Annotated in this window: 3 protein-coding genes and 1 pseudogene; all 4 read left to right on the top strand. The window is 55.9% G+C overall.

The features are described 5' to 3' along the window. Window positions 1-127, top strand: a pseudogene (locus ACIP1X_RS28445) (ketol-acid reductoisomerase); the annotation flags it as partial. A gap of 147 nt (window positions 128-274) precedes the next feature. Beyond that, window positions 275-1,132: a CDP-diacylglycerol--serine O-phosphatidyltransferase gene (gene pssA / locus ACIP1X_RS28440; RefSeq protein ID WP_053123855.1), complete on the top strand. Its 858-nt coding sequence runs from the start codon at window positions 275-277 to the stop codon at window positions 1,130-1,132. A gap of 63 nt (window positions 1,133-1,195) precedes the next feature. Beyond that, window positions 1,196-2,209, top strand: coding sequence for a protein-methionine-sulfoxide reductase catalytic subunit MsrP (gene msrP, locus ACIP1X_RS28435; RefSeq protein ID WP_053123853.1), 1,014 nt, complete (start codon window positions 1,196-1,198; stop codon window positions 2,207-2,209). Further along, window positions 2,209-2,832 carry a protein-methionine-sulfoxide reductase heme-binding subunit MsrQ gene (gene msrQ, locus ACIP1X_RS28430; RefSeq protein WP_212550778.1) on the top strand — a complete coding sequence of 208 codons (624 nt, stop codon included), beginning with the start codon at window positions 2,209-2,211 and terminating at the stop codon, window positions 2,830-2,832. The genes msrP and msrQ overlap by 1 nt, the downstream gene beginning before the upstream one ends. The last annotated feature ends 149 nt before the right edge of the window (window positions 2,833-2,981 follow it).

Here is a 2,981-nt window from a genome sequence, read left to right as displayed (position 1 = left end):
CTACCCTTCGATGACCGCCAAGCGTCGTAACAACGCCGCTCACGGTATCGAAATCATCGGCGAGCAACTGCGCTCCATGATGCCGTGGATCGGTGCCAACAAGATCGTCGACAAAGCCAAAAACTAAGTCGTCCTTCTTGTACGGAAAACGCGGCCTCGGCCGCGTTTTTTCGTTTGAGCCGGTGGTTCTGGTATAAAGCTGCAGCGTTTGTGGCCGAACTGTCGTCCTCAAGCACCTGTCGAAATTTCTCCAAACCGTTGCAAGGTAATGTCCATGAGCGAACGTCCCGAAGAGCCGAACAAGGCTTCTGACGCCGAAAGCCTGCTGCCCATCGATGAACACATCGAAGAAGGGCACGACGCAGAAGGTCGTAAAGTCCGGCATCGTGGTATCTATCTGCTGCCGAATCTGTTCACCACTGCGAACCTGTTCGCAGGGTTTTACTCCATCATCAACTCGATGAGCGCACAGGCGGCATTGAGTGCCGGGGATTCCGTCAACGCGAGCAAGTATTTCGCCTTTGCCGCAATCGCGATTTTCGTCGCCATGGTGCTCGACGGCCTCGACGGTCGTGTGGCGCGCATGACCAATACGCAAAGTGCCTTCGGCGCCGAGTACGACTCGCTGTCGGACATGGTCGCGTTCGGTGTCGCACCGGCGCTGCTGGCCTTCGGTTGGGCGTTGGGTGATATGGGCAAGGTCGGCTGGATGGTCGCCTTCATCTATGTCGCCGGCGCGGCATTGCGTCTGGCGCGCTTCAACACCCAGGTCGGCACGGCAGACAAGCGCTATTTCATCGGTCTGGCCAGTCCGGCAGCGGCGGGTGTGGTGGCGGGTATCGTCTGGGCGTTCAGCGATTACGGCATTCAGGGGTCGAAGATGTCGTTCCTCGTTGCGCTGATGGTCGCGGCGGCCGGCATGCTGATGGTCAGCAACATCAAGTACAACAGCTTTAAAGAGCTGGACTTGAAAGGGCGCGTGCCATTCGTGGCGATTCTTGCCGTGGTGCTGGTGTTTGCCGTTGTGTTCAGCGATCCGCCGCGCATTCTGCTGTTGGTGTTCCTCGCCTATGCAGCGTCCGGCCCGGTGCAATACTTGTTGCACCTTCGTCGGCACAAAAAAGCCGAGTGATGTAATTTCACGCATACTCCGCAGTCTATGGGTGCATCTGTCCTCCAAAGCTGCGGAGTTGTCATGCTGATCAAAATCCCCAAAGCGTCTGACTGCAACGAGTCGGATGTCACGCCTGAATCCATTTATCTCTCGCGCCGCCAATTGCTCGGTGCCACTGCTGCCGGTATCGCCGTCAGTAGCCTGCCGCGTTGGGCCAATGCCGAGGATGCCGCTCGGTACGCCGATGTCGAACCCGGTAAAGCGCCTGCCTGGTTTAACGAGAAGCTGTCCTCTACTAAATGGGGAGCAGTCAACGTCAAGGATGAGGCGATCACACCTTTTAAAGACGCCACTCACTACAACAACTTCTACGAGTTCGGCACCGACAAGGGGGATCCGGCGGCGAATGCCGGCTCGCTGAAAACCGAACCGTGGAGTGTGGTGATAGACGGGGAGGTGGGTAAGCCGGGTCGGTATGCGCTGGAAGACTTCATGAAACCGTATCAACTGGAAGAACGTATCTATCGGTTGCGCTGTGTAGAGGCGTGGTCGATGGTGATTCCGTGGATCGGTTTTCCAATCTCGGCGTTGCTCAAGCAAGTCGAGCCAAACGCTAATGCCAAGTACATCCGCTTTGAAACGCTGCAGGATCCCAAGACCATGCCGGGGCAGCGCTCCGGTTTTGCCTTGATCGACTGGCCGTATGTAGAAGGCTTGCGTCTGGATGAGGCAATGAATCCTTTAGCGATTCTGGCGGTGGGCATGTATGGCCGCGAGTTACCAAATCAGAACGGCGCGCCGCTGCGTTTGGTGGTGCCGTGGAAGTATGGCTTCAAGAGCGTCAAATCCATCGTGCGTATCAGTCTGGTCAGCGAGCAGCCGAAAACCACTTGGCAAAGCATTGCGGCGGATGAGTATGGGTTTTACGCGAACGTGAATCCAACGGTTGATCACCCACGCTGGACGCAGGCACGGGAGCGACGATTGCCGAACAGTCTGTTCAAACCGAACGTGCGCGATACGCAGATGTTCAACGGCTACTCGGATGAAGTCGCTTCTTTATATACAGGGCTCGATCTGCGGAAGAACTACTGATGCGCTTTCCGTTCTGGCGTATAGGCGTTTTCATTGCGGCAGCGATCTGGCCGATGCTCTGGTTGTATCAAGCGCTTGAGGATTTGCTCGGCCCTGATCCCGGCAAAGTGTTGGTCGATCGGCTGGGGTTGGGAACCTTGGTGTTGTTGCTGATCACCCTGAGCATGACGCCGATGCAGAAACTCACCGGTTGGGCGGGGTGGATTGCGGTTCGCCGGCAGTTGGGGCTTTGGTGTTTCGCCTATGTGGTGTTGCACCTGTGCAGTTATATGGCGTTTATCCTGGGGTTTGATTGGTCGCAGCTGGCGGTCGAGTTGCGCAAGCGGCCTTACATAATAGTAGGGGCGTTGGGTTTTCTAGGATTGTTGGCGTTGGCGGTGACGTCCAATCGCTACAGTCAGCGTCGTTTGGGCTCGCGCTGGAAGAAGCTGCATCGCCTGGCGTACGTGATTCTGGGTTTGGGTTTACTGCATATGCTGTGGATCGTGCGCGCTGATCTTGAGGAATGGGCGATCTATGCCTTTATAGGTGCAGTGCTTCTGATACTGCGTATTCCGCCCGTGACGCGGCGTATCCCGCGTTTGCTGGCCAGAAAGCCAGTTTTGCAAGAAAAGCGAAATTAACGGTTGACGGCAAATACCAGGCGTCTATAATTCGCCCCACTTCCGGCGCAGTCTAAACGGAAAACTCCTTGAGATTCAATGAGTTATGTAGGTTTCGACAGCAAGTGCTTCAGTTCATCGAAGCCAAAAGGAAGTTGAAAAAGAGGTGT

Origin of the sequence: Pseudomonas sp. NPDC088885, assembly GCF_044750025.1 — a bacterium.
GTDB lineage: Bacteria > Pseudomonadota > Gammaproteobacteria > Pseudomonadales > Pseudomonadaceae > Aquipseudomonas > Aquipseudomonas rustica.
Note: the sequence above shows the minus strand (reverse complement) of the source record. Positions and strands in the feature narration are given on the sequence as shown.